This window comes from Hymenobacter sp. B81 (assembly GCF_044628455.1).
In the GTDB taxonomy this organism is placed as follows: domain Bacteria; phylum Bacteroidota; class Bacteroidia; order Cytophagales; family Hymenobacteraceae; genus Solirubrum.
In genome coordinates, this window is record NZ_JBIYZW010000002.1 from 1,167,147 (window position 1) to 1,193,635 (window position 26,489).

General features: G+C 67.1%; 21 protein-coding genes. 9 read left to right on the forward strand and 12 right to left on the reverse strand.

What is annotated here, in order from left to right; translation table 11 throughout:
* Positions 1-56 precede the first annotated feature (56 nt).
* Together ACE191_RS16205 and ACE191_RS16210 are read left to right on the forward strand one after the other, a co-directional pair.
* On the forward strand, positions 57-4,022 hold the full coding sequence (locus ACE191_RS16205; protein WP_400193283.1) for a hypothetical protein: 3,966 nt from the start codon (positions 57-59) through the stop codon (positions 4,020-4,022).
* A 103-nt stretch (positions 4,023-4,125) separates the two neighbouring features.
* Complete coding sequence (locus ACE191_RS16210) at positions 4,126-5,247, forward strand: hypothetical protein (protein ID WP_400193284.1); 1,122 nt, start codon at positions 4,126-4,128, stop codon at positions 5,245-5,247.
* Between the two features lie 144 nt (positions 5,248-5,391).
* Here ACE191_RS16210 and ppk1 read toward each other — a convergent pair whose 3' ends face one another.
* Positions 5,392-7,491 carry a polyphosphate kinase 1 gene (gene ppk1, locus ACE191_RS16215; protein ID WP_400193285.1) on the reverse strand — a complete coding sequence of 700 codons (2,100 nt, stop codon included), beginning with the start codon at positions 7,489-7,491 and terminating at the stop codon, positions 5,392-5,394.
* Positions 7,492-7,636: 145 nt separating this feature from the next.
* Positions 7,637-8,125 (reverse strand): SixA phosphatase family protein, encoded by a 489-nt coding sequence (locus tag ACE191_RS16220; protein WP_400193286.1) that lies wholly within the window; start codon positions 8,123-8,125, stop codon positions 7,637-7,639.
* Between the two features lie 137 nt (positions 8,126-8,262).
* Here ACE191_RS16220 and ACE191_RS16225 point away from each other — a divergent pair, with 137 nt between their 5' ends.
* Positions 8,263-11,136 (forward strand): hypothetical protein, encoded by a 2,874-nt coding sequence (locus tag ACE191_RS16225; RefSeq protein WP_400193287.1) that lies wholly within the window; start codon positions 8,263-8,265, stop codon positions 11,134-11,136.
* 75 nt (positions 11,137-11,211) lie between these two features.
* Here ACE191_RS16225 and msrA read toward each other — a convergent pair whose 3' ends face one another.
* From msrA to ACE191_RS16240, 3 genes are all read right to left on the reverse strand, one after another.
* Positions 11,212-11,895, reverse strand: a complete 684-nt coding sequence (msrA, locus tag ACE191_RS16230; RefSeq protein ID WP_400193288.1) for a peptide-methionine (S)-S-oxide reductase MsrA — start codon at positions 11,893-11,895, stop codon at positions 11,212-11,214.
* A 75-nt stretch (positions 11,896-11,970) separates the two neighbouring features.
* On the reverse strand, positions 11,971-13,044 hold the full coding sequence (locus tag ACE191_RS16235; protein WP_400193289.1) for a 2Fe-2S iron-sulfur cluster-binding protein: 1,074 nt from the start codon (positions 13,042-13,044) through the stop codon (positions 11,971-11,973).
* A 112-nt stretch (positions 13,045-13,156) separates the two neighbouring features.
* On the reverse strand, positions 13,157-13,699 hold the full coding sequence (locus ACE191_RS16240; protein ID WP_400193290.1) for a YdeI/OmpD-associated family protein: 543 nt from the start codon (positions 13,697-13,699) through the stop codon (positions 13,157-13,159).
* Positions 13,700-13,828: 129 nt separating this feature from the next.
* Here ACE191_RS16240 and ACE191_RS16245 point away from each other — a divergent pair, with 129 nt between their 5' ends.
* Positions 13,829-14,524, forward strand: a complete 696-nt coding sequence (locus ACE191_RS16245; RefSeq protein ID WP_400193291.1) for a DsbA family oxidoreductase — start codon at positions 13,829-13,831, stop codon at positions 14,522-14,524.
* 81 nt (positions 14,525-14,605) lie between these two features.
* Here the strand turns inward: ACE191_RS16245 and ACE191_RS16250 are convergent, their stop codons facing one another.
* Both ACE191_RS16250 and ACE191_RS16255 read right to left on the reverse strand, forming a co-directional pair.
* The gene (locus tag ACE191_RS16250; protein ID WP_400193292.1) at positions 14,606-15,172 is read right to left on the reverse strand and encodes a hypothetical protein; all 567 of its coding nucleotides are present in this window, start codon (positions 15,170-15,172) and stop codon (positions 14,606-14,608) included.
* Positions 15,173-15,300: 128 nt separating this feature from the next.
* Entirely contained in the window at positions 15,301-15,675 is a 375-nt protein-coding gene (locus ACE191_RS16255; protein WP_400193293.1) for a hypothetical protein, read from the reverse strand.
* Positions 15,676-16,000: 325 nt separating this feature from the next.
* Between ACE191_RS16255 and ACE191_RS16260 the strand changes: the two genes are divergently transcribed.
* Positions 16,001-17,221 (forward strand): alpha/beta hydrolase family protein, encoded by a 1,221-nt coding sequence (locus ACE191_RS16260; RefSeq protein ID WP_400193294.1) that lies wholly within the window; start codon positions 16,001-16,003, stop codon positions 17,219-17,221.
* A gap of 139 nt (positions 17,222-17,360) precedes the next feature.
* Here the strand turns inward: ACE191_RS16260 and ACE191_RS16265 are convergent, their stop codons facing one another.
* On the reverse strand, positions 17,361-17,789 hold the full coding sequence (locus tag ACE191_RS16265) for a DoxX family protein (RefSeq protein ID WP_400193295.1): 429 nt from the start codon (positions 17,787-17,789) through the stop codon (positions 17,361-17,363).
* Positions 17,790-17,920: 131 nt separating this feature from the next.
* On the opposite strand from ACE191_RS16265, the gene ACE191_RS16270 reads away from it, so the two are divergent.
* Positions 17,921-18,916, forward strand: a complete 996-nt coding sequence (locus ACE191_RS16270) for a GlxA family transcriptional regulator (RefSeq protein WP_400193296.1) — start codon at positions 17,921-17,923, stop codon at positions 18,914-18,916.
* Positions 18,917-18,937: 21 nt separating this feature from the next.
* Here ACE191_RS16270 and ACE191_RS16275 read toward each other — a convergent pair whose 3' ends face one another.
* Positions 18,938-19,486 carry a GNAT family N-acetyltransferase gene (locus tag ACE191_RS16275; protein ID WP_400193297.1) on the reverse strand — a complete coding sequence of 183 codons (549 nt, stop codon included), beginning with the start codon at positions 19,484-19,486 and terminating at the stop codon, positions 18,938-18,940.
* Between the two features lie 117 nt (positions 19,487-19,603).
* On the opposite strand from ACE191_RS16275, the gene ACE191_RS16280 reads away from it, so the two are divergent.
* A complete protein-coding gene (locus ACE191_RS16280; protein ID WP_400193298.1) occupies positions 19,604-21,229 on the forward strand; it encodes an amidohydrolase in 1,626 nt (541 codons plus the stop codon).
* Positions 21,230-21,249: 20 nt separating this feature from the next.
* Here ACE191_RS16280 and ACE191_RS16285 read toward each other — a convergent pair whose 3' ends face one another.
* On the reverse strand, positions 21,250-22,779 hold the full coding sequence (locus ACE191_RS16285; RefSeq protein WP_400193299.1) for a hypothetical protein: 1,530 nt from the start codon (positions 22,777-22,779) through the stop codon (positions 21,250-21,252).
* Positions 22,780-23,028: 249 nt separating this feature from the next.
* Complete coding sequence (locus ACE191_RS16290; RefSeq protein ID WP_400193300.1) at positions 23,029-23,364, reverse strand: winged helix-turn-helix transcriptional regulator; 336 nt, start codon at positions 23,362-23,364, stop codon at positions 23,029-23,031.
* 127 nt (positions 23,365-23,491) lie between these two features.
* On the opposite strand from ACE191_RS16290, the gene ACE191_RS16295 reads away from it, so the two are divergent.
* Positions 23,492-24,415, forward strand: a complete 924-nt coding sequence (locus ACE191_RS16295; protein WP_400193301.1) for an NAD(P)/FAD-dependent oxidoreductase — start codon at positions 23,492-23,494, stop codon at positions 24,413-24,415.
* 231 nt (positions 24,416-24,646) lie between these two features.
* On the opposite strand, the gene ACE191_RS16300 is transcribed toward ACE191_RS16295, so the two are convergent.
* Entirely contained in the window at positions 24,647-25,012 is a 366-nt protein-coding gene (locus ACE191_RS16300) for a hypothetical protein (protein ID WP_400193302.1), read from the reverse strand.
* Between the two features lie 241 nt (positions 25,013-25,253).
* On the opposite strand from ACE191_RS16300, the gene ACE191_RS16305 reads away from it, so the two are divergent.
* Complete coding sequence (locus ACE191_RS16305; RefSeq protein ID WP_400193303.1) at positions 25,254-26,489, forward strand: cysteine desulfurase-like protein; 1,236 nt, start codon at positions 25,254-25,256, stop codon at positions 26,487-26,489.

A 26,489-nucleotide genomic window follows, 5' to 3' on the forward strand; every position in this document is an offset into this window, starting at 1 on the left:
TCTGGCGGAAGTAGTTCCGCAATCCTTCCTAACTCTGCCCGCTCAGGGCAGTTCTCATGGCGCACGTTCTCCGCTCCTCCTTCTTTTTTCGTTCCTGCCGTTCGCTCACCCGCTGCCTGTCGCTGGGCCTGCTGGCGGGTGGCCTGCTGGGTAGCCTGCCCACTGCTGCCCAGAGCAGCACCAGTCAGACGCCCCGCCCCGAGCGCCCTAACTACCGGGGCCTGGCCAAAGACTGGGAAAAAAATACCCCGCCCGACAGCTCCCAGCTGCGCTACACCGTGTTTCTGATCGGCGACGTGGGCAAGCCCGCCCCGGCCGCCGACGGCGGCGAACCGTCGCTGAACTTTCTGCGCCGCCAGATCATGGGCATGCAGGAGCGCAGCACCACCGTTTACCTCGGCGACAACATTTACGAGTACGGCCTGCCGCCCGTCGATGCGCACGACCGCAAAGTATCGGAGGAGCGGCTGGTGCAGCAGATTGAGGTGCTGCGCGGCTACCGCGGCGAGAAGTACATGATTCCGGGCAACCACGACTGGAAGCAGGGCCAGAAAGGCTCCCTGGAGCAGGTAACCCGCGCCCAGGTGTTCATTGAGGACTACATGGCCCGTGACTCGGCCAGCTTCCACCGCACCGGCGCCTTCTACGTGCCGCCCAACGGCTGCCCCGGCCCCTACGAAATCCTGGTGCAGGACGATCTGGCCGTGCTGGCCATCAACTCGCAGTGGTTTCTGCAAACCGCCGAGCGGCCCTATGGCGCCAACAACGGCTGCGGCGTGGCCAGTGAAACCGACTTCTTTGTGCAGCTGGAGGATTTGATGGCCAAGCACCGCAATAAGAACGTGGTCGTCATCGCGCACCACCCGATCTTCTCCGACGGCATTCACGGCGGCTACTTCACCCTGGCCGACCACATCTTCCCGCTCAGCATCGTCTACAAGTACGCCTTCGTGCCGTTTCCCATCATCGGCTCGGTGTACCCCTTTGCCCGCAAGTACGGCGGCATCAGCCAGGACATTCCCCACCCCCTCTACCAGCAGTACAAGAAGGGGCTGATGGACATTTTTGCCAAGTACCCCAACACCATCTACGCCGCCGGCCACGAGCACAACCTGCAGTACCAGAAGGTGGGCGACCTGCACCACATCATCTCGGGCTCGGGCTGCAAAACCCAGCACGTGCGCACCGGCCGCGACGGCGAGGCCCTGTTTTCCGACAAGGAGAAAGGCTTCGCCCGCGTCAACTACTACCAGAACGGCGAGGCCTGGGTGGAGTACTGGATTCCCAACGACAAGGGCGAAACTGGCCGCCTGGTGTACCGCCAGCCGCTCTACGCCAAGGCCGCCGTGGCCGGCGACGCCGCCGCCGCGCCCACCCTGGGCGTGCCCATTGCCGGCCGCCCCGACTTCCGCGACTCCACCGTGACGCGGGCCATCAACCCACGCTACGCCGAGCGCGGCAAGTTCTTCCGCAGCCTGTTCGGCGACCATTACCGCGCCGAGTGGGCCGCGCCCGTGACCTTCCCGGTGCTCGACATGGCTACCGAGAAGGGCGGGCTGGAGCCCTACAAAATCGGCGGGGGCAAGCAGACGGCCTCGCTGAAGGTGCGCAACCCCGAGGGCCGCAACTTCACTTTGCGCGGCCTCGACAAAGACCCCTCGGCGGTGCTGCCCGAGGCCCTGCGCGAAACCGCGGCCAAGGACATTCTGCAGGACCAGATTTCGGCCCAGCACCCCTACGCGGCCTTCGTGCTGCCGCCCCTGGGCGACGCGGCCGGCATTCTGCACACCAACCCCGAGCGCCGCTTCATTCCGCGCGACCCGCTGCTGGGCCAGTACCTGGCCCGCTTCCAGGACACGCCGGCCATGATTGAGGAAGACGCCAAAGACGACCAGAGCAACGTGGCCTCGCTGGGCTACGCCAAGAATCTGGTGGGCACCGACAAGGTGCTGGAGCGCCTGCGCCAGGACAACGACAACAAGATCAAGGCCAAGACCTTTGCCCGCACCCGCCTGTTCGACATGTGGATCGGCGACTGGGACCGGCACGAGGACCAGTGGCGCTGGGCCGAAAGCAAGGATGAGGAGGGCGACCGGACGTTTACGGCCGTGCCCGAAGACCGCGACGTGGCCTTCTTCAAGGGCGACGGGTTTTTTCCCTGGCTGGCGCGGCGCAAGTGGGCCATCCGCAACTTCCAGGACTTCGGGGCCGACTACGCCGACTGGAAAGGCCTCAACCTGACGGCCCTGGCCAACGACCGGGTGTTTCTGGGCGAGGTGAGCCGCGAAGACTGGGTGAAAACCGCCGAGGACCTTAAAACCCGCCTCACCGACGAGGTCATTGACCAGGCGCTGCGCCGCTGGCCCGACAACATCTACCAGCTGCACGGCCCCGAAATCGCCGCCAAGCTCAAGAGCCGCCGCGACCTGCTGCCCCAACTGGCCGCCGACTACCACGACCTGCTGGCCGAAAAGGTGGAAGTGAAGGGCAGCGAAAAGCAGGAGCGCTTCTTTATCGAGCGCCTGCCCGACAACAAAACCCGGGTGCTGGTGAGGAAAGTCAACAAGGAAGGCAAGACCAGCAAAACCCTCTGGGACCAGACCTACGACGGTGCCGTGACCAAGGAAATCCGCCTCTACGGCCTGGCCGGCAACGACAGCTACAAGGTTACCGGCAACGTGCCCCGCGGCATCCGGGTGCGCATCATCGGCGGCATCGACCGCGACACCATCATCGATGAGTCGCGGGTGGGCGGCGCGCTGCTGCGGCCCCACTCCCTGCAGGTGTACGACGCCGACACGGGCAACGTCATCCGGCCCGGCCAGGAAACGCGCCTGCGCCTGGAGCCCGGCACCGAGGTGAGCCAGTACGACTACCCCGCCCGCACCGACCGCAAGGACTACAAGCTGCCCTACTTCGGGCCGGCGGTGTACTTCGGTTTCAACGTGGATGACCGCATCTTCATCGGCGGGGGCGGCACCTACCGCACCTTCGGCTTCCGGCGGGCGCCCTTCGCCACCGAGCAGACCCTGGTGGCCAACTACGCCCCGGTGTACAAGGCCTACAACGTGCGCTACACCGGCGTATTTACCGACGTGCTGGGCAAGTACGACCTGCGCATTGCCTCCCAGCTCTACGGCCCGCAGCTGCTCTACAACTACTTCGGCAAGGGCAACGACACCCGCAACGAAGCCCAGACCGATGAGCGCGGCGGCACCAACAACCGCCTCATCACCCGCGACTACCGGGTGCGCTTCTCGCGCTTCAACTTCTCGCCCACGCTCGAAACCGACGTGTTCAGCTTCCTCAAGTTCGGCTTCGGCCCGCAGTACGACCAGTTCAAGGTCGACCGCGACGAAATAGGCCAGCAGCTGGCCGCCGGCCTCGATGCCTCGGGCAACGGCATTGCCGGCGCCGCGCTGGGCATCCGGGAGTCGGACTTCCAGATGAACCGCTACCTGGGCGGGCGCATGTACCTGAACCTGGACGCCAGCTCCTCGCCCAAAAACCCGCGCATCGGCTTGCGCTGGGCCAACTCCGTGGAGTACAACCGCCAGCTCAACGGCGAGAAGCTCAGCTACGGCCGCCTGGCCTCGGAGGTGCGCTTCTACCTCTCGCCCAACTTTCCCTTCCAGCTCACCTGGGCCGGGCGCGTTGGGGCGGCGCGCAACCTGGGCGACTACCGCTTCTACCAGGCCAACACCCTGGGCGGTACCACCAACCTGCGCGGCTACCGCCGCACCCGCTTTGCCGGTCGCAGCATGACCTACGCCAACGCCGAGGCCCGCATTCAGCTCTTCACCTTCAACGCTTACCTGGTGCCGGGCAAGTTCGGCATCCTGGGGCTGGCCGACGCCGGTCGGGTGTACAGCTCCCAGGACACGCGCTCGGGCCTGAAGGCCTACCACAGCGGCGTGGGCGGCGGTATCTGGATCGACGTGCTCAAGCAGGCCGTCATCACCGCTACCTACACGGCGGGCGAAGAGCGGCTGGTCAACGTGGGCTTCGACTTTCTGTTCTAGGCCCGCTCCGCGGGTCCGCTTTCAGCAGCCATTTTCCCGGAAACGACGTTACAGGCTAAGCCCCGGAACGTCGTTTCCGCTTTCCGCACTTGCCGCCGGTTCCATGACTTGTTCGCGCTTCTTTCTTCGTTTCTGCGGGGGCCTCGCGGCCGGGCTGCTGCCCGTCGCGGCCGCCTGGGCCCAGGTGACTCCGCCCGGGCAGGTGTACCCGGCGCCCGCCGCGCCCGCCGACACCACGGCTGTCGTCGACGAGCAGGAGTTTGCTACCCCCTCCGTTATCGGCATGGGGCCCAGCAAGGGCCTGGTGGTGCAGTACCAGCGCATGCCGCGCTTCGGCGTCAACTCCAATGCCCAGGTAGTGGGTTTGCGCGACTACGCCACCGAGGCCGACAAAAACGCCCGCCTCGTCATCAAGGGCTACATTCCGCTGCTCAACAACCCGCACCTGAAGCTCATCATGGGCATCAACTACGAGCGGGAGGAGTTCCAGTTCCGCAACCCGCCCTCCGACTACGAGCTCTACGACAACATCGAAAACAAGGGGCTCAAAACCCTGGGCGCGCAGCTGGCCGTCATCCGGCCCGTGAACGAGGTGAACTGGTACATCTTCCGGGCCAAGGGCGAGCTGAGCGGCGACTACCAGTCGTCGGCGCTGGGGCTGAAGGACTACCTGCGCTTTTCCTCGGAGTTTCTCTACGGCTGGAAGCGCAGCCCGCAGTTTTCCTGGGGCGTGGGCCTGCAGCTGGGCTACACCTTCGGCCGGCAGAGCATTTACCCGGCCGTACTCTACAACCGCACCTTCAACCCGCGCTGGGGCATCGAGGCCATCTTTCCGGCCCGCGTGACGCTGCGCTACAACGCCTCGCCTACCTCGCTGTTTTACGTGGGCTACAGCGTCGACGGCTTCAACTACATCATCAAGCTGCGCAAGCCCCTGCAGCGCACCGGCGCCAGCGGGCAGCCCGAGCCGGGCACCGTGGCCCTGCGCACCCTGGAGCTGCGCGAAACCGAGGTGAAGTTCCGCGCCCGGTGGGAGCGGCCCATCTTCGATTTTCTCTGGCTGGGGGCCGAAGCCGGTTACCGCTACAACCACGCCTTCGACGCCTTCGACCGCACCAACGCCGACCGCGAGAAAATCATCGACTCCAAGCTGGCCGGCGCGCCCTACGGCAGCCTGGAAGTGTTCATCACCCCGGCCATCGTGAAGGCGTTTTCCAGGCAGTAAGCTGCCCGGTACCGCGGAGCCAGCGGCTTGTCGACTCAAGTAGCTCAACCCGTCGTTTCAGGCAAAACGACCTATCGTTTCCGGTGAAACGATAGGTCGTTTTTTGCCCGGCCAGCAACCCGGGCGGCAGGCCCCGCCGCGGGGTCAGGCCCGGCGGGTCTTGCTGCGCTTTTTCAGGTATTCGTAGGTGGCGTTCTGGGCCTGCACCGCGGGGGCGTCCTGGGGGCCGGTGAGCAGGTTGTTCTGCCAGTCGCGCGACTTCACGTTGTCCTGGCGCTGCAGGTCTACCAGGTGGCGCACCTCGGCCCGCACGTCGGGGTCGTAGATGGGAAAAGCCACCTCCACGCGGCGGTCGAGGTTGCGGCTCATCCAGTCGGCCGAGGCCACGTACACTTTTTCCTCGCCGCCGTTGCCGAACACGTACACCCGCGCGTGCTCCAGGTAGCGGTCGACGATGCCGCGCTGGCTGATGGTTTCGCTCTGGCCCGGCACGCCCGGCACCAGGCAGGAAATGCCGCGGATGAGCAGCTCCACGCGCACGCCGGCCCGGCTGGCCTCGTAGAGCTTGCGAATCATGCCGTCGTCCTGCAGCGCGTTCAGCTTGAGAATGAGGTAGGCCTCGCGGCCCGCCAGGGCGTGGTCGATTTCGGCGTCGACCAGGGCCGTGAGCTGCTGGCGCAGGGCGAAGGGGGCCACCAGCAGGTGCTCGAAGGGCGCGGGCGTCTTGCCGTCGAGGAAAAAGCGGAACACGCGCGCCACTTCGCCGGTCAGCCGCTCGTCGGCGGTGAACAGGCCGTGGTCGGCGTACACGGCCGAGGTCGACTCGTTGAAGTTGCCGGTGCTCAGGTAGGCGTAGTGGCGGGGCAGCTCATCGGGGCCCTCGCGGCGGGTGACCAGCAGCAGCTTGGCGTGCACTTTCAGCTCGGGCACCCCGTAGATGACGGTGGCACCGGCCCGCTCCAGCTTTTCGGCCCACTGAATGTTGGATTCCTCGTCGAATCGCGCCTTGAGCTCCACCACCACCGTCACCTGCTTGCCGTGTTTGACGGCCTTGAGCAGGGCCTTGGCCACCTCGCTCTTGCTGCCCACGCGGTAGAGCGTGATGCGGATGTCGGTGACGGCCGGGTCCTTACCCGCCTGCTTGATCAGGCGCGTGACGTAGTCGAACGACTGGTAGGGAAAGTGCACGAGGTGGTCACGCTCGGCAATGGCGTCGAGCAGGCTCTCGTCTTTGCCGCGGGGCAGCGAGGGGTGGGGCAGGGCCGGGCGCGGGTCGTACTCCAGCTCCTTGAGGCCGAAGCCTGGGAAGCCGAAAAAGTCGCGGAAGTTGTGGTAGCGGCTGCCCTCCACCAGCTCGTCCTGCCCGATGCCGGTTTTCTGCATCAGGGCCCGCAGCACGGGCTTGGGCATGGCCGGGTCGAAGAGCAGGCGGGCGGGGTAGCCGGTTTCGCGCTTCTGCAGGCTGCTCTTGATCTTGGCCAGCAGGTTGCCCGACACTTCCTCCTGGATGTCCAGTTCGGCGTCGCGCGACATCTTCACGCTGTGTACCTGCACACGCTGGTACTTGGGAAACAGCTCGTGGGCGCAGCAGCGAATCACGTCGTCAAGAAACATCACGCGGTGCTCGGGGCCCTCGGCCGGCAGCTCCACGAAGCGGCCGCCGTGGCGCTTGGTGGGCAGCTCCAGCACCAGCACCCGTTCGTCGTCGAGCTTCTTATGGCCCGGCACCGGCTCGCTCAGTAGCACCGTCAGGTACACGGCCTGGTCTTTTAGGAACAGGTGGTGCAGGTTGTCGTCGAGCACGACGGGGGAGAGCAGATCCTGCACCCGCTCGCGGAAGTACTGCTGCACCCACTCGCGCTGGCCGGCGCTCAGGTCGCGGTCGGCAATGAGGTGAATGCCGCGGCGGCGCAGCTCGGGCAGCAGCTGCTCGCGGAAGGTTTCGCCGAAGGCTTCCTGCTGGCGCTTCACCTCGGCCAGCACCAGCTCCAGTTCGCGGGCGGGGTCGTCGCCGAGCTTGGCGCGGGTTTTCTTCTTGAGGTTGCGCAGGCGGCGCAGCGTGGCCACGCGCACCTTGAAGTACTCGTCGAGGTTGCTGGAGAAGATGGCCAGGAACCGCAGCCGCTCCAGCAGGGGCACCGTGGGCGTCTGGGCTTCCTGCAGTACGCGGGCGTTAAAGGTCAGCCAGCTTTTTTCGCGGTTCAGCAGCTCAGGCAGCGCAGGAGCGGGGGTGGAGTGCGGCATAGGGCGGGTGGGGTGAAGGGTGAACTAGGGCGATGGTGAAGGGGGAGGTGGTGAGTTGATGTGCGAGAGGCCGGCACCGCGCCGCTTGCGCAAGCAGCACGGCACTCACTGTTTCACAAATTCGTCCCCTCACCACTTCACCCTCTCACTTTTTGGGCGAGTCGTGGAAGTAGAACTCGGCGTTGGTGCGGTGCACGTCGGCCCAGCGGTCAGCGTGGAAGTGCAGGCACACCACGGCGGCGGTGCCCATCTCGTTCAGGGCCGTGGGCGAAAGGGCGCTGGCCGTGTCGCTGATGGTGTTGTTGTGGCCCACCAGCAGCACCGTTTCGGCCTCGTCAGGCAGCTCGCGGATGATGTCCACCAGCTGATCCACGTCGGCGTGGTAGATGCCGTCGATGACCTGAATCTGGTCGGGCGGGTACTGCAGCTCGCGGGCCACCAGGGCGGCGGTGCTCATGGCCCGCACGGCCGGGCTGCTCACCAGCAGGTGCGGCCGGATGCCGCGGGCGGCCAGGGCCTGCCCCATGTGGGGCGCGTCGCTGCGGCCGCGGTCGTTGAGGGGGCGCTCCTGGTCGGAGAGGTCGTTGAAGCTCCAGCTCGATTTGGCGTGGCGCATCAGGTACAGGGTTTTCATCGGTAGCGGCGGGGAAAGGTGTGGCGGACTTCTTTACTCTGCCCGCCGGAAAATAGTTATTGACCCGGGCCGCGGGCAAGGGGGCTTTTGCGGGCGGTGGTTGCAAATGCGGCGGCGGCAAGGCAGCTTTACCTGCTATGCCCCGTTTTCTCGCCCTGCTGGGCGCTGCCGCCCTGCTGGCCCCGGCCGCCGCCGCGCAGACGCTCCCCGTCCTCGACCAAAACCCGCCCGCGCTGCGCTGGCGGCAGCTGCGCACCCCGCACTTCCGCGTCATCTTTCCCGCCGGCTTCGAAGCCCCCGCCCAGCGCACGGCCCGGCGGCTGGAGCAGGCCTACGGGCCGGGCGGCGCCTCGCTGGGCGTGGCCGCCCGCCGCGTGCCGGTGGTGCTGCAGAACCAGACCACCGTGGGCAACGCCTTCGTGACGTTTCTGCCCTGGCACAGCGAGTTTTTCACCACGCCCCCCCAGCAGATGTCGCTGGGCACGGTGGACTGGCTCGACCAACTGGTGGTGCACGAGTTTCGGCACGTGGCGCAGTTCAGCAAGGCCCGGCAGGGCGTGGGCCGCGTGCTCTACCCCTTGTTCGGCGACGGCGCCCTGGGTATTGCTTCGGTGGGTATTCCGCCCTGGTTTTTCGAGGGCGACGCCGTGGGCGCCGAAACCGCGCTGACGCGCAGCGGCCGGGGGCGCATGCCCGCGTTTGGGCTGGGTATGCGCGCCAACCTGCTGGCCGGCCGCCGCTACCATTACCAGAAGGCCGTGGGCGGCTCGTTCCGCGACCAGGTGCCCGACTGGTACGAGCTGGGCTACTTCCTCTCGTCGTACCTGAAAGCGCACTACGGCCCCGAGGTCTGGGACCGGGCCCTCGACCACTACTACAAGTTTCCGTTCTACCCCTTCTCGTTTTCGGCCGGCATCCGCCACGCCACCGGCCTGCGGGTGGAGGAGCTGCACGCCCGCAGCATGGCTGAGCTGGACTCGACCTGGCGCCGCCAGCAACAAGAGCTGCGCCTGACCGAAGCCCGTGAACTGGGCGGGCAGGCCGGCACCCGCGTGTTTACCCGCTACCAGTACCCGCAGTACGTGACCGACAGCACCGTGCTGACCGTGAAATCCGGGCTGGGCGACATCGCGCAGTTCGTGTTGCTGAGCCGCCACGGCCGCGCCGAGCGCCGGGTATTCGTGCCGGGCCTGGTGAACTTCCCCGAGATGCTGTCGGTGGCAGCGGGCAAGGCCGTGTGGCCCGAGTTTCGCTACGACCCACGCTGGCGGCAGCGCGTGTTTTCGGAGCTGCGCGTGCTTGATTTGAGCAGTGGCCAGTTCACGCGCCTGACTACCCGCAGCCGCTACACCGCCGCCGCCCTCTCGCCCGACGGCACCCGGCTGGTGGCCACTACCACCGACGAAGCCTACCGCCACGCTCTGGTGCTGCTCGACGCGCGCAGCGGCGCCGTGCTGCAAACCCTGCCCAACCCGCAAAACGACTTCTACCTGCAGCCCCGCTGGACGCCCGACGGCCGGCAGGTGGTGGCGGTGACGCTGCGGCGCCAGGGCAAAACCATTGAACTCATCGACCCGGCCACCGGCGTGGCCCGCGCCCTGCTGCCCGTGGCCAACGTGAACCTGACCAACCCCCAAGCCTGGGGCGACTACGTGCTCTACAACTCGCCGCAGTCGGGCATCGACAACGTGCACGCGGTGCATATCGGCACGGGGCGCACGTTTCAGGTAACCAGCCGCAGCCTGGGGGCCTACCACGCCGCCGTGGCGCCCGACGGCCGGCACTTGGCTTTCCACGACGAGCGCGCCCAGGGCCCGCGCATTGTGGAAATGCCGCTGGATCCGGCCTCGTGGACGCCTACCGCGCTGCCCGGGGCCGATGCGCCCCAGCCCTACGCCGAAGCCCTCAGCCGCCACGACCCCGGTGCCGCCCAGATCGGCGAAGTGCTGCCGGCGGCCGATTCGGCCGCCGCCGCGCTGCCGGTACGGCGGTACTCGCCGCTGGCCCACGCCTTCAATGCCTTTAGCTGGGGCCTGATTCAGAGCCCGGCGGGCAATGGGCTGAGCGTGGGCGTCCGCTCCCAGGACTTGCTCAACACCACCCAGGCCATTGCGGGCCTGAGCTACGACCAGGCCGAGCGCACCTTCGGCGTGTTCACCGGCCTGAGCTACCAGGGCCTGTACCCGGTGGTCGACGTGGACCTGACCCACGGCGCGCGCGACGCCGGGGTACTGTACCAGGGACGGGTGCTGCGCGACCAGTGGCGCACCACGCGCCTGAGCACCGGGCTGCGCCTGCCGCTCACCCTCACCCGCTCCAAATACCTGCAGGCCCTCACGCTGGGCGCCTACTTTCTGCACGAGCAGGTACATGGCTACGACCTGCCGGTGCGCTTTCTCGACGAAGTAGGGCCTAATCAGCCGCTGAACGCGGTGCAGGCTACGATCAGCTACGCCCGGCAGCTCAAGCAGAGCGTGCGCGACGTGGGCCCCCGGGCGGGCCAGAGCCTGCTGCTGACCGGGCGCACCACGCCTTTCGGCCGCGGCCTCGATGCCACCCAGTACGCGGTCTTCGGCAACCTCTACCTGCCCGGCCTGGGCAAGCACCACAGCATCCGGCTGCGCGGCGGTTACCAGTGGCAGCAGCAGCGGCAGTACCAGTTCGGTCCGGCAGTGTTTTTCCCGCGCGGCTCGGGCTACGTGAGCTTCGACCGCCTGCAGGCCGCCAGCCTCGATTACCAGCTGCCCCTGGCCGACACCCACTGGGCACTGGGCCGCTGGCTGTACGTGCAGCGCTTCAAGGCCGCGGGCTTTGCCGACGTGGCCCAGGGCCGCAACCTCGAAGGCCGCTTCCGCGGGCGCTACCACTACCGCAGCGTGGGGGTAAGCGGCTCGGTGGTGTTCAACGTGCTGCGCCTGCGCACGCCCCTGGAAACCGGCGTGCGCGCCGTGTACGATACCTACCGCCGCCGCTGGCAGATCGACCCGCTGGTGCTCGACATCGGCATTTAAGCTGGCCGGTTTCGGATCAATTGCCTGCCAACCGCAACGCCCCGCCTGAGCAGCCAGGCGGGGCGTTGCGGTTGTTTACGCGCCGGGCTTGAGCAGCTGCGGAAACTCCTTGGCGAACTTGTTGAAGCGCGGGGTCGACACGTTGCGCACGTAGGGGTCGTTGGGATTGTTCTTGAAGTAGTCCTGGTGGTAGCGCTCGGCTGGGTAAAACACCTTGAACGGTACCACCTGCGTCACGATGGCATTGGCGTAGCGCTTGGCAGCCGTCACCCGCTTGATTTCCGCTTCGATCTGCTGCTTTTCCTGGGGCGTGCGGTAGAAGGCAATAGAGCGGTACTCGTCGCCGGCATCGGGACCCTGACGGTTGAGGGTGGTAGGGTCGTGCTGCACGAAAAACACCCGCAGCAGGGTGGGAAAGCTGATAACCTTGGGGTCGTAGTACACCTGCACCGCCTCGGCGTGACCGGTGCCGCCGCGGTACACCTGCTCGTAAGTGGGACTCACGGCCGTGCCGCCCGAATGGCCCGACACCACGGTGCGCACACCTTTCAAGCTTTCGAATACGTGCTCGGTGCACCAGTAGCAGCCGCTGGCGAAAGTGGCCACGGCTTCGCCCGGCAGGGGCTTGGGCAGTTCGGCGAAGCGGTGGTCGCGGCCATCGGTCTGGGTCAGGGCCGCGGCTACGGGGTTGCTGGCTCCGGCGTCGCAGCTGGCAGCGCCCACGGCAGCCAGCAGCAGGAAAAACAGGCGTTTCATCATCATACCCAGAACATACGAAGCTCGGTTTTGATTCGGATGCGCCGCCTTGCCCTGGTCGAGGTGGTTGTCGCCTAGTCAGCTGCCGACTGCCAGCTTCACGTCGCCCTCCACGGGGTAGCCGGTGCAGGTCAGCACCAGGCCGCGGGCCAGGTCGCGGGCGGTCAGCACCTCGTTGACGCTCATCCACACCTGCCCTTGGGTGCAGCGGGCCACGCAGTTGCCGCAGCGGCCAGCCTCGCAGCTGAAGGGCAGCGCTATTCCCTGTTGCCGGGCCGCCTGCAGAATGGTTTGCGGGTATTGGGCCGTAAAGTGGTATTGCCGGCCCCCGCGCCGCAGGGTAACGCCGTGCGCCCGGGTGTCGGGCGGAACCGATGCGGGCACGGGCGCGGCTTCGGTGTTAAATAGCTCCCGGCGCAGGTTGTCGGCCGGTACGCCCAGCTCGCGGAGGCCGTAGACACCCATGCGCATGTAGTTGAGCGGGCCGCAGAGGTAAGCCAGCGTGGCTTCCGGCGGCGCCGCCGCGTGCTGGCGCACCAGGTCTTTCAGCAGCTCCTTGTGCAGGTGGGCGCGGCTTAGGTAGGGGTTGGTGCTGAACAGCCACTCGATGCGCAGCCGCGCCGGAAACTGCCGGGCCAGCTCCAGTAGGGTGGGGCGGAAGATGGCGTCTTCGGGCCGGCGGTTGCTGTAGAGCAGCAGCACCGGCAGCGTGGGGTGCTGGTGCAGCGCGGTTTTGAGCAGGGAAAATAAAGGCGTAATGCCGCTGCCGGCGCCCAGCAGCAGCAGCTGGCGGCCGGTGCTCAACTCGTCGGGCAGGGTAAACAGGCCGCCCACCCCGCTGGTCAGCAGCTGGTCGCCGGCCTGCACCTGGTCGACGAGCCGGCGCGAGAACAGCCCGTTGGGCACACGCTTGACGGTAATCGACAGCGGCTCTTCGAGGGCAGGGCTCGAACTGATGGAGTAGGAGCGGCGCACCTCGGCGCCCCGGCCGGGTCGGCGGTGCACCAGCGTCAGATACTGGCCGGCGCGGTAGGGCAGGGGCTGGCCGTCGGCGGGCGCCAGCACGAAGGTGGTGGCGTCGGGCGTCTCGGGGCGCACGGCCAGCACCGTAAGGGGGCGCAACTCAGCGGAAGCAACGGGTTCGTCGGACATGGCAGCCGGCAGGCATCAGCGGGGCACAAGAAAGGACTTGATACGCTAAACTCCCGGCCGGCGTCGCGGCGCTGCCTGCCCGACTTGCAAGCTGCCGCCCGCAAAAACCGCGCTACAGCGGCAGCGTGGGCGGGCGGAAGGGGTTGCCGCCGGTGGCCAGCTGGTGCAGCATGCCCACCACGCGCTGGGCCCGGGTGTCGGGGCGCTTGGCGCTGTCGATGTAGTGGGCCAGGTTGCGCTGGCGTCCGGGCGTGAGGCGGGCAAAGGCCTCGGCGGCTTCGGGCCACTCGGCCAGGCCCTCAGCCAGCTCGTCGGGCAGGTCGACGTGGTTGGGGTCGGGGTCGGCGCGCAGCACCACGGTTACTTCTTCGCCCAGCTGCAGGCCCGCCTGCTGGCGCAGGGCCTTGCTCACCATCAGGTACCGCTCGCCGGTGCGCAGCGGCAGCAGGCCGCGCCGCACGTAGTGGCCGTTGAGGGTGCCCAGCACGCGCTTCACGCCCTTGCCGCCCAGGGCCTCCACCACGTCCTCGGGCACGATGAGAATGGGCATGGGCATGAAGGCCGGGCCGTGGGGCTCGAGCCGCGCGCGAAACGTGAATTCCGGCCACTGGTCGGCCGGGGCAGAAGTGTGGGAAGCGGGCGAGGGGTTGGGCATGGGCTTATGATACCGGCCGTAAAGGAACGCAAAGCCGGGCAACTGCCGCTCCGGCGCCCTTGGCCACGGGCTGCAGAGGCTAAACCATCCGGCCGGCAAGCGGGTTAAGCAAGCTAATTTCACCCCGACATGAAAGTAGAAATCTGGTCCGATATCGTTTGCCCGTTTTGCTTTATCGGCAAGCGCCGCTTTGAAAATGCCCTCCAGCAGTTCGCCCACCGCCCCGACGTGGAAATCGTGTGGCGCAGCTTCGAGCTCGACCCCCAAGCCCGCACCCAGCCCGGCGCCAGCCTCTACCAGCTGCTGGCCACCAAATACGGCCGGCCGGTGGAGTGGGCGCGGGAGATGAGCGCCAACATGACCCAGTCGGCCGCCGAGCTGGGTCTGCGCTTCGACTTCGACCGCGCCGTGCCGGCCAACACTTTCCGGGCCCACCGCCTGGTGCACCTGGCCGCGCAGCACGGCCGGCAGGATGCCGCCAAGGAACGGTTGTTCCGGGCCTACCTCGAAGAAGGCCGCAACGTGGACGACGCGGCCACGCTCACCGCCATCGGCACCGAGCTGGGCCTACCCGAGGCCGAAGTAGCCCGTACCCTCGAAACCGACGCCTTCGCCCAGGAAGTACGCCACGACGAGTACCAGGCCCGGCAGATAGGGGTGCGCGGCGTGCCCTACTTCGTGTTCGACGACAAGTACGCCGTGTCGGGCGCCCAACCCACCGAGCTGTTCTTGGAAGTGCTGGAAAAGGTGTGGGCCGAGCGCAACCCGCTGGTGACGCTGGGCACCGACGGCGCCGCCTGCGGCCTCGACGGCAGCGTCTGCTAGGTTTTGCCAAAGACTACCGTAAAGCCAAAGGCCGCTCCAGCAATGGAGCGGCCTTTGTGCTATTGGTCAGCGGCAGCTTGGCTACTTACCCGCCTGCAGGCGGGTGCCGGCCGGCAGTGGAATCTCGCGGGAAGTCTGGAAGGTGCCGGGCTGGTCGGCGGTTTCGTCGACGCGGCGCTGCAGCACGCGCAGGCGCCCACCCTCAGCCTGCATCACGGCCAGGTCGTCGCCGCTGCCCGAGTTGGGCTCGTAGCTGCGGAATGCCACCACGAAGCCGCCGGGAAAGCCGGCGCGCTTGGCCTTGGCGGCGTCCACCACGTCGGGCTTGCCGGTGACGCGGCCCAGGTCGATTTCCTTGGTTTCGCGACCCTTCATCACCAGAAATACCTGAGTTTTGGGCAGCATGGGGTCGGCTTCGGCACCAGTAATGGGCTTGAAGCGAAACGACAGCGTTACGGCTTCGGCCGCCGTGGGAGCGGCCGATTCGGTTGTGGGGGCGGGCGCCGCAGCGGCCGAGTCGGCCGGGGCCGGCGCTTCGGTAGCGGGGCTGCCGGGGGTAGCGGCGGGCTGCTCGCTAGCGGGGCCCGACTGGTTACAGCCGCCGAGCAGCAGCGCGGCCGCGCACAGGAAGAGGAAAGATGATTTCATACGGTGGATCTGGGAAGGGCGGAACCCGTTTTTCGCCCGGTAAGAATAACGATTAATCGGGCAGGCCGAAAACGGCAGCGCCCCATCCGGAGTCGGGTGGGGCGCTGCCATGCAGGGCAGTTCAGAAATCAGGCGGCCACGGCAGCGGTAGGACGGCGGGTGGACTGGCTCATGTGCAGGTGCAACAGCGGGGCCAGCAGCACCTTGTTGAGCTGCTGTTCGGTGACCTGGCGGCTTTGGCCGTAGGCCTGGCGCTGCAGGTGTTCCTGACAGGCTTGCTGCACGGCCTGGTATACGGCCTGGGGCGGAAAGTGCGTGAGCAATTCGCGCAGGTCGGCAATGTCTTCGGGCGTGAAGTGCGCGCTCAGCGACAAAAAGCTCAGCAGCTGTTCCCGAGCCGCCGCGGGTACGGTGCTGGCGGCACCCGGTTGCGGCGGGCGGTTCAACCAGGAAACAACCTGCGAGTTGGCGGCCGCAGTAAGTGGTGGAGTGGTCTGGTACATAACGATGATGACATGAGGTTTGAAATAAACATAGTTAAAATAATTGTAAGTTTAATTTAATATTCAAAGATTTTTATTGAACGGGTCAAAGCAGCCTCAAGCTGGCAAGCAGGCAAGAGTGGGCGGGCTTGGTCACGGTCTGCTCCGGCGGTCGGGCGGAAAGGCTGGCTTCTAACTGATCGGTGGCTGAGGCCTGGGCCCCTTGTTCGGCCTGGCCAGGCGCACTGCCCCAGGCAACGGCCCGGCGCTGAGCGCCGAGTACGGAAACGAAATCTTTTCGCCGGCCCGGTGTTATAGGCCCAAACCCTTTTACTGGTACGTCTCCGTGATATTTCGCTTCCTGAATGCGCGTCTTTTGCCCCTGAGTGTTTTGCTGTGGCTGGGCCTGAGCGCAGCGGCCGTGAGTGGCTGCGGCAAAGAGGCCGTAGCACCCGCCGCCCCGGTGGTGGCCGCGCCCGCCGAAACCTATCTGCAAAGCAGCACGCTCATTGGCGAGTACAGCCCCGCGGTGCTGGCCGGCCGGGTCAGCGGCATTCCCCTGGCCGGGGCGCTGGTAAAGCACTCCATCCGCGTGTACCGGCTCACCTACAGCACCCGCAACACCGACGGGCAGCAGATTTCGGCCTCGGGCGCGCTGCTGGTGCCCGTAACCACCGAAACGCTGCCGCTGCTGAGCTACCAGCACGGCACCATTCATCCCCAAGACGAAGACCGGGCCCCGTCCTACTACCGCAGCAGCAGTGAAGTGTGGTCGGCCGTGTCGGTGCTGGCCTCGACGGGCTACGTGGTGGCCGCGCCCGACTACATCGGCTACGGCGCCTCCAAAGCTCTGCCGCACCCTTATGAGCACGCCCCTTCCCTGGCCTCGGCCTCGCGCGACATGCTGCGGGCGGCGCGTGAGTTCTGCGCCAAACAGCAGCAGGAGCTCAACCAAAAAACCTTTTTGCTGGGCTACTCCGAGGGCGGTTTTGCGACTTTGGCCCTGCACAAGCTGCTGGAGGAGCAGCACGCCAATGAGTTTACCGTGGCGGCCAGCGCGCCGGGCGCCGGCGCCTACCACAAGTCGGCCTTCGCGCAGTACATTCTGCGCTCCACCCAGCCGCTCAACTTCCTGAGTTCCTACGTGTGGGTGCTCGACACCTACAACCGCGTGTACGGGGTGAACCGGCCACCCACGTTCTACTACAACCAGCCCTGGGCCGGGCAGTTGGCCGCCAACCCCTTCAGCCCCGTGCCGCAACTGCCGCAGGAGCTGTTTGCCGGACCTTTCCGCCAGGGAGTGCTCAACAACACCGACGCCGCCCTGGCCGCCGCGTTCCGCGACAACGACATCTACGACTGGAAGCCCAAGGCGCCGCTGGCGTTGTTTCACGGCACCGCCGACGACTACGTGCCCTACTTCAACTCGGAAAACGCCTACCAGGCCATGCGGGCGCGCGGTGCCAGCCAGGTGCAGCTGCGGCCCATTGCGGGCGGTAACCACTTCAGCTCGGCTGCCAGCTACACCCTGGGCGCCTTCGCCTTTCTGTCGCAGTACAACAACTAGCCGGCGGCACCAGCCGGACGACAACGCGCAACGGCCGGTGGCCTGCCTTCTCGGGCAGCTCGCCGGCCGTTGACTTTTTCTACTTTGGCGCGGGTAGGTGGAGCTACGCCGAGCAGCCCAATAACCGGCTGCTCCGGGCTCAGGCGGCCAGCGCCGCGGCCGGCAGGCTCGGGGCGGCCGTGACCGGAGGAAGCAGCTGCGGGCGCAGGCGCCGCTTCCACAGGGCGTAGGAACCGAACATCGGGACCAGAAAAAGCAGGGGCGCCAGCGTGGCCAGCGGGTCGGCAGTGGTGGCGGCCCAGGCGGCGGAGGCGCCCAGCAAATCGAAGGTGAAGCCAGCGTAGGCCCACTCTTTCAGGGTGCGAAAGCGGTGTTGCAGCAAGGCCAGGGCGCCCAGGGTTTTGCCCAGGCCGATGACGCGCAGTACGTGCACGGGGTAGCCCAGCTGGCGCATGAGCTCCTCGCTTTCCGGGGTTTGCAGCAGGTTGCTCAGGCCCGACAGCAGCATGACGGCGGCGAAGAGCAGGGTGAGCGACCAGTAGAGGATGGCGGTGGTTTGGGGTTTCATGGTCGGGGTTTGACTAAAGAGTTTGACATGCTTGACTTCATGCCAAAAATATTAGCAAATTGCCGCAGTGCCTAGGGGAAATGCGACCAATAAAGGGTTGGTTGCGACACCCGGCGGGGGTACCTTTAGCTATGACGCAAGCCACAAAACACATTTCCATTCTGGTGCCCCGCGGCGCTATCCTGGGCAGCATCGAAGGGCCGCGGCTGGTGTTTGCCGAGGTCAACGCGCTGCTGCAGCGCCTGGGCCGGCCGCCGCTGTTTCAGATTCAGCTGGTGGGCCTCAGCGCCGATACGCCGGTGTGCGGCGGGCTCTACCAGGTGCACACCGAGCTGCTGCTGGCCGACGTGCCCCGCACCGACCTGGTGGTGATTCCGGCCGTCGACGGCGACCTGGAGCAGGCCCTGGAAGCCAACCGCGACTTTTTGCCCTGGATTGTGGCCCGGTACCGCGGCGGGGCCGAAGTGGCCAGCTTGTGCGTGGGGGCGTTCCTGCTGGCCGCCACCGGCTTGCTCAAGGGGCGGCAGTGCACCACGCACTGGGCCGCGGCGCACTACTTCCGGGCCCGGTTTCCGGATGTGCAGCTGGTGGAAGACCGCCTCATTACCGACGAGCACGGCATCTACTCCAGCGGCGGCGCCTTTTCCTACCTGAACCTGGTGCTGTACCTGATTGAGAAGTACGCCGGCCGCGACGTGGCCGTGACCTGCGCCAAGGTGTTTCAGATCGACATCGAGCGGGTCAGCCAGTCGGCTTTCGTCATCTTCAACGGCCTCAAGGAGCACGGCGACGAGCCCATCAAGCGGGCCCAGACCTATATCGAAGACAACTACCAGGAAAAGCTGACGGTGGATCAGCTGGCCGACATGCTGGCCCTGGGCCGCCGTAACCTGGAGCGGCGCTTCAAGAAGGCCACCGCCAACTCGGTGGTGGAATACATTCAGCGCGTCAAGATTGAGGCGGCCAAGAACAGCCTGGAAACCTCGCGTGAGAACGTGAACGAGGTGATGTACCAGGTGGGCTACACCGACCCCAAGGCGTTTCGGGTGGCCTTCAAGCGCATCACCGGCCTCTCGCCCCGGCAGTACCGCGACAAGTACAACCGCGAGCGGGCCACGGCCGCCTGAGCCGACACTTCCGCGTAGCGCTTACTCAATCACCCGGATGAGCGACTTGTCGTAGAGCTGTTCCCAGTCGCGGCGCAGAATGGCGTAGAGCAGCTCGTCCTCAAACTCGCCCTGGTCGTCTACGCCTGACTCGCGCATCACGCCCTCGAACTGAAAGCCCGCGGTTTTCTCGATGGAGCGCTTGGAGGACAGGTTCGATACCCGGCAGCCGGTGGCCACGCGGTTGAGGCCCAGCAGCTCGAAGGCCAGGTAAAACAAGTGGGGCTTGCTGCGCGGCGTGGCGCCCCGGCCCCGCATGTGCCGGAACACATCGGCGCCGGTGGAGCCGGCGCGCTCCTCCCAGCTGTCCACGGTCAGCAGCGTGAGGCCAGCCAGCTCGCCGTCGAGCAGGGAATAAAAGCCGAAGTTGCTGCGCCGGCCGCGCTCGTAGCGGGGCAGGTAGCTGCGGAACAGCTCTTCGAGCATTTCCTGCGAGTCGGGGAAGCCCTGAAACAGGGCGTATATCTGGGCCAGGTTTTCCTCTTCAATCAGGTGCAGAGTCAGGGAGTCGGATTGCAGGGCTTTAAACATGGCGAATTGAGGCTGAAGGAATTAGGGAAAGGGTGGGCTTGGGAAATTCGGCGGAAAAGCTACCTTAAGTACGCTACCCCGCTTCACAACCTCAACGCCTTATTCCAGCCGAGTCTCATGCGAATTCTCCCATTTATCGGGCTGGCCCTGGGGCTGGCCGCCACCCCGAGCTACGGCCAGGCCACGGCCGATTTGATTCTGACGGGCGGCCGGGTCTTTACGGCCGACCCCGCCCGGCCCACCGCCGAAGCCCTGGCCATTCGGGGCGAAAGAATAGTGGCCGTGGGCAGCAGCGCCGACATCAGCAGGCTGACCGGCCCCGCCACCCGCCGCCTCGACCTGCAGGGCCGCGTGGTGACGCCGGGCTTCAACGACGCCCACAACCACTTCAGCCCCCTGCCCGCGGGCGAGCAGCTGCGCTTTACGGGCATGGAGCCCAACTGGGACGAAACCGCGCAGGCCATTCGCCAGGCCGCGGCCCAGGTGCCGGCCGGCACCTGGATTTTCGGCTCGGTGGGCGCGCAGGTGGTGCTCGACGAGCGGGTGACCCGCGCCGCCCTAGACGAGCTGGCGCCCCGCCATCCGGTGCTGCTGAGCGCCTACTACGGCCACGGCTACGTGGCCAACTCGGCGGCGCTGCCGAAGCTGGGCATTGCCGAGGAAGAGCCTGACCCGCTGGGCGGCCACTACGAGCGAGAGGCTGGCTCGCGGCGCGTCAACGGGCGCTACTGGGAGTACGCGCAGTGGAAAACCTACCGCGCCCTGGCCGCGCAGGTGACCGACGAGGCCGCCGTGCGGGAGCTGCGGCAGCTGGGCGAAGAAGCCAGCCGCCTGGGCATTACCTCGGTGCAGCTGTTTTCGGCCTTGCCCATCGGGCGGTTCGTGCGCCTGCTCGAGCAGGCCCGGCTGCCCATCCGGGTGCGGGCCATTCCCTTTCCCACGACTTCGCCCCGGGGCCGCGACCAAAGTGAGCTGCGGGAGCTGGCCGGCCTGCGCCCGCAGCAGCCTACCCTCACCGTGAGCGGCGTGAAGTGGGTGCTCGACGGCACGCCCCACGAGCGCGGCGCGGCCCTGCGCCGCTCCTACGCCGACCGCCCGGGCTGGCAGGGCAAGCTGAACTTCGGCCCGCCCGAAATTGCCCGTATGGTGCAGGAAGCCCAGCAAGCCAACCAGCAACTGCTGCTGCACTGCGCCGGCGACCAGTCGGCCGCGGCGGTGCTGCAGGCTTTGGAAAGCTACCGCCCGAAAGTAGACTGGCCCGCCCGCCGGGTGCGCATCGAGCACGGCGACGGGGTGGTGGGCGACCTGCTGCCGCGGGCGCGGGCGCTGGGCGTGGTGGTGGTGCAGAACCCGGCCCACTTCACCGAGCCGGTCGTGTTTCAGCAGCGCTGGGGCACGGGCATGCAGCCGCTCAGGTCGCTGCTGACGGCGGGCGTGCCGCTGGCTTTGGGCTCCGACGGCCCGCTGAATCCGTTTCTGAACGTGATGCTGGCCACGCTCACGCCCAGCAACCCCGCCGAGGCCATCAGCCGCGAGCAGGCGGTGCAGGCCTACACCCGCGGCTCGGCCTTCGCCGAGTTTGCCGAGAAGCAAAAAGGCACCCTGGCGCCCGGCATGCTGGCCGACGTGGCGGTGCTGTCGCAGGACATCTTTGCCGTGCCCCCGCCCCAGCTGCCGGGTACCAGCAGCGTACTCACCATCGTGGGCGGGCAGATCGTGTACGACGCGCAGGTGCTGAAATAGGGCGGCCGGGTGAAGAGGAGCTACTGCGCCGCTACCGGCTTGGCAGCGGGTGGGCTGGTGAGGTAACGAGCCTGTAGCACCTCGGCCGGGGCGGTGGCTTTGACCACGGGCGCGGGGCCGCTGGTGTCCACCGTGAGGCCCTCCATGAGCCCGGCCGGGTCGAGCGGCAGGTCGACGCCGTGGAGCACGTACTTCTGGAAGGCGTAGCTGATGTCCTCGTTGAGGTAGCGCTGGGCCAGGGCCAGGAACCGCTCGTCGGTGAACTGCTGGCCGGGCTGGCGGCAGGCCTGCAGCAGCTCGCGCATCAAATCGTCGAGGCTGCGGGTGTAGTTGGATTTGCGCAGAATGCGGTTGTCGAGCCAGAAGGCGAACAGGGCGCCGCGGCGGTAGGGCAGCTTGGCGAAGCTCGGGTTCTGCCAGTAGTTGTCCTTGATGAGGTAGTTGGGCTGGTTGCGCTGGGGGTTGTTGTAGAGGCGGCGGATGACGTCGGAGTTGAAGGCCTTGAGCCACTGGTCAAACGTCAGGTCGCCGCTGCGCAGGCGGTTTTTCAGGGCGTAGTAGTCGGTGAAGCCCTCGGTAAACCAGTAGTTGAGCTCCTCGTGGGCGGTGGCAATCTGCCCGCCCATCCAGGGATGCATCATTTCGTGGTTGAACATGTAGCGCAGCATGTCCCAGTTGTTGTAGGGGTTGTTGGTCGACTGCAGCACGAAGCCTTGGTGCAGGCCCGCGCCCTTCATGCTCACCACGTGCGAGCCGGTGTCGGTGCTGGTCACGGTGGGGCTCATCACCACGCTGAAGTAGTCAGCTTTATGGTCGCGCCAGAAGTCGCGCTGGGCCACGATGGCGTTCTGCAGCAAACTCAGCAGCTTGGGCTCGTCATATACCTGCCACTGGCCGCGCAGGGCCACGTGCACCACGTTGTTGCGGCAGGGCAGGCGGTGAATGCGGTAGTCGCCGCCCACGTAAAGCGAGCGGTAGAACTGCGTCCAGACCTTGCCGCGGAAGCGCTGCTCGGTGGCGCCTGGGCTCAGGGTGTTGTGCAGGGTGTAGCCCGCCGGGAAGCCCACCCAGCGAATGTCGGCGGCAAACTCGGGGTCGGGCTCCGGGCCCCGCAGCGCCGATTCGGGCACCATGAACAGGCTTTCGCCCAGCACGTGGAAGTAGGTGTCGGCCACGTAGGGGCGGTTGAACACTTGCTCGTTGTAGCGGGGCTGATCCTGCTTCACGCGGTAGGAAAAGCGCACCGACTTACCGTGCGGGTGATACACTACCACGCGGCTGCTGTCGGGCACCAGACGGAAGCGGTACTGCGGGTTTTCGCCGGCCAGACCCGTGAGGCAGCGCTGCAGGTTGTCTTCGCCCCATACGTGACTGGCGTAGTGAAACGAGGTGGAGTCGGCGGCGCGGGGCAGGCGCACGCTCACCTGCACGCGCAGCCCTTCCTGGCTGAGGCGCGGGGCGTAGTGCACCTGGTAGTCGGCGCGGGATTGGGCCGAGGCCAGGGCGGGCAGCAGGGCCGCACTGAGCAGCAGCGGGAGCAGGGTTTTCATAGGGCGGCGGTGGGCTTGGTAGCGCGATGCGCAAAGGTACCCGGGCTGAGGGTCAGCCTGTTTCACATATTGATGTGAGGGGAGCCGGCTACGCCGCCCGCCCGGGGTGCCCGGCCGGCTACCGCGCCAAGGCCTGCGCCGCAAAGCGGCGGTATCGCCTGACCTGACCGGCGCACCCCACGGCCCGGCTGCTGATGGGCAGCGGTGCTGAGGTTCAGGAGGTCCGCTAGCGTCCCCTGTGCGGCAACCTTAGCCTTCGTCGGGGCGCATGAGCTGGCGGCGGTGGTTTTCGCCCCAACGCTTTACGTCCTGCAGCAGCGGCACCACCGTGCGGCCGTAGTCGGTGAGGCCGTAGCGGGTGGCGACGGGGCGCGAGGCCAGCACCTCGCGCATTACCAGGCCGTTGAGCTCGAGGTGGCGCAGCTGCGCCGACAAAGCCTTGGGCGTGATGCAGCCCAGGTGGGCTTCGAGCTCGGAAAAGCGCAGGGGCTGGCCGCAGAGGCAGTGCAGAATGGGCATTTTCCAGCGGCCGCAGAGCACTTCCAGCGCATCCCAAAACGGGCGGATTTCCTGCTGTTCCATCATCGTGACGAGCTTTACTTTTGGCTAGTGGGTATACCCGGGGCGCGCCGGCAGCGGCGCGGTCGGCGCGTACTTTGGGGAAGAACAGCGGCCGGCGGAATCCGGTTGGCGCCTCTTTCTCTTCCCAACTATGCAAGATACCCTGGAAACGACTTACGACGCGGTGATAGTGGGCGGCAGCTACGCCGGCCTGGGCGCGGCCCTGATGCTGGCCCGCGCGCTGCGCCGGGTGCTGGTCGTCGACGGCGGTCGGCCCTGCAACCGCCAGACGCCGCACTCGCACGGCTTTCTGACCCGCGACGGCGAGACCCCGGCCCGCATGACGGAGCTGGCCCGCGAGCAGCTGCTGGCTTACCCCACCGTCGCGCTCTGGTACGACACGGTAGAGCGCGCCGAGCCCACGGCCGCCGGCTTCGCCCTGACCACCCGCACCGGGCAGCGGGTGCAGGCCCGCCGGCTGCTGCTGGCCACCGGAGTGATGGACGAGCTGCCGCCGCTGCCGGGCTTTGCCGAGTGCTGGGGCATTTCGGTGCTGCACTGCCCGTACTGCCACGGCTACGAGGTGCACGGCCAGCCGCTGGGCGTGCTGGCCAACGGCGACGCGGGCTTTGAGTTTGGGCGGCTGCTGCACCAGTGGAGCCCCGACCTGCGCCTGCTCACCAACGGCCCCGCCACCTTCACGGCCGGGCAGGCCGCCGCGCTGGCGGCCCGCGGCATCGGCGTGGAGGAGCAGCCGCTCACGGCGCTGCGCCACCAGCAGGGGCAACTGCAGGCCGTGGTGCTGGCCGACGGGCGGGAGCTGCCGCTCACGGCGCTGTTTGCACGGGTGCCCTTCCGGCAGCACTCCGACCTGGCGGCCCAGCTGGGGTGCGCGCACACCGAGGCGGGCTACATCCAGGTCGATGAGCTGGGGCTGACCACGGTGCCGGGGGTATACGCCGCCGGCGACGCCACCACCATGATGCGGCAGCTGACGGCGGCGGCGGCCAGCGGCAGCAAGGCCGGCGCCGCCATCAACCGCAGCCTGGTGGAAGAAGACTTTGCGCTGGCGTAGGCTATTGCGGCATGATACCGGGTGAGAGGCCGTGCTCCGCAGAGCGGGCTGTTTTGCCCGGCAGGCCGAACCAGGCTGGGTCGGCAGCACATAAAAAGAACGTCATGCTGAGCTTGTCGAAGCATCTCTCCCGAACAGAGAAGCGGGAGAGATGCTTCGACAAGCTCAGCATGACGGATTGAAATACGTCCTAACGACTTGAATAGCCTCGGACTGCTTTGCTAGCAGCGCCTAGCGCCGGGGCATTTCTTCGGGGCGGGAAAGCAGGGTGGCGACCAGGCCGAACAAACCCATGACCAGGAAGGCGTTGCGGGCGCGCTGGTGGCGGGCAAAGCCGAAAACCCAGGGCGCCGCCAGGGCCGTGACGCTGGTAACGGCGTCGAGGGCGAGGTGGGCTTTGTAGGGCATGACGCGCAACACGCCCCACTCGGCACGGGTGAGCAGGCTGTTGGCCAGGCCCGCGCCGCCGAGCACGTAGCTGAGGGTGGTGGCGGTTTTCTCGTCGGTGAAGTTGAAGGCGGTGGGCGCCAGGGCCGCGGCGGGAACGAAGGTGTAGTCGGCCACCACGTGATGGCGGCGCGGAATGGGTTGGTACATGGCTGGGTAACGGTAAGGAAGGTGGACGGTAGCCGGGCTGCGCACCAGCGGCGCCCGGCTACCGGCAACGGATGGCGGCCCGAAAAGGATAAGGTCGAGGTTGGGCCCGGGCGGCGCCGGGCATACCCGCTTCGGCCGCAGGCGCCGCCTGCAACCGAAGCGGGTATGCCCACTCCTGCGTTACTTGGAGGCTTCATTCGGCAGCCGGCAACTGGGCCGGCCGCCCGTTTCCGCTTCCCGCATGACTGCCCTTTCGCCCGCCGCCATCCGCGCCCACTTTCCGGCCCTGCAGGCCACGGCCGACCGCCAACCCTACGTGTACTTCGACGGGCCCGGCGGCACCCAGATGGCCCGCGAGGCCCTCGACGGGCTTACGGCCTACATCACCGGCGGCATGGCCAACCTGCACGGCACCTTTCCTACCAGCGTGGGCACCGATGCCCTGCTCGACGAGGGCCGGCAGGCGGTAGCCGACCTGCTGGGCTGCGCGCCCGCCGAAGTGGCCTTCGGGCAGAACATGACGTCGCTGGCCTTTGCCATTGCCCGCGGGCTGGCCGGCTTCGTGGGGCCGGGCGACGAGGTGGTGGTGACCGAGCTGGACCACCGCGCCAACGTGGACCCCTGGCTGACCCTGGCCCAGGACCGCGGCGCCACCGTGCGCTTTATTCCCGTGAGCCCCGATACCTACACGCTGGAGCTGGACGGGCTGGATGAGCTGATTACCCCGCGGACCCGGCTGGTGGCGGTGGGGCTGTCGTCGAACGTGACGGGCACGGTGACGCCGGTGGAGCAGGTGATGCGGCGGGCGCGGGAGGTGGGGGCCCTCACGGTGGTGGATGCGGTGCACGCGGTGCCGCACCTGCCGCTGGACTTCGCCCGGCTGGGCTGCGACGTGCTGCTGTGCTCGGCCTACAAGTTTTTTGGGCCGCACCTGGGCATTGCGGTGGTGGCGGCCGCGCTGTTTGAGCAGCTGGCGGTGTACAAGCTGGCGCCCGCGCCCGCCGAGTTTCCCCACAAGCTGGAAACCGGCACCCAAAACCACGAGGGCATTGCCGGGCTGATTGGGGCGGTGGAGTTTCTGCAGCGCCTGGGCCAGGGCGGCACCCGGCGCGAGCGGCTGCGCAGCGCCCTGCTGGCCATCGACGCCCACGAGCAGGAGCTGGCCCAGGACCTGGAGGATTTCCTGCGGGAGCTGCCCGGCGTGCGCCTGTACCGGGCCCCCGCCGGCACGCGCAAAACGCCCACGCTGGCCTTTACCATTGCGGGCCAGAATTCGCGGGAGGTGGCAGCCTGGTTTGCCCAGCACCACCGCATGTGCATTGCCGACGGCCACTTCTACGCCACCACCCTGGCCGACAAGCTGGGCGTGGGCGCGCAGGGCGGCTGGGTGCGCATCGGGCTGGCGCCCTACAACACGCGGGAGGAAGTAGAGCAGTTCAAGGCCGCGCTGCGGGAGTTTCTGCGGCTGCGCAGCTGA